Below are 311 nucleotides of genomic sequence, written 5' to 3'. Positions count from 1 at the left end.
ACCCCCGCGACGGGATCCATCGCCAGTCCGACGACGGCCGCGGGGACTGCGACGAAGCCGGCGTCGGAACTCGATCGGCCGAGACGCCGCCTCGAGGACGCGTGGCGTCGGTTCCGGCGGAACCGAACGGCGATGGCCGGCCTGGGAGTGATCGCCGTCATGGCGGTATTGGCCGTCTTCGCCCGACCGCTCGAGGTGTCGACGTCGGCGGTCACGATCACGCTCCAGCCGTTCTCGCTGGCGCCGTACGATCCGTCCGCGATGTTCGTCGGCCCGGCGAACGCGCCGCCCTCTCGAGCGCATCCCTTCGG

1 pseudogene is annotated in these 311 nt (G+C 71.7%); it reads left to right on the top strand.

Annotation, left to right across the window (positions count from 1 at the left end):
• Positions 1-18: 18 nt before the first annotated feature.
• Positions 19-311 (top strand): annotated as a pseudogene (locus tag PGX04_RS11085) (ABC transporter permease); the annotation flags it as partial.

Source organism: Natrinema soli, from assembly GCF_028618695.1.
The sequence above is the reverse complement of the archived record's forward strand: the minus strand, read 5'-3'. Positions and strand labels throughout refer to the sequence as shown.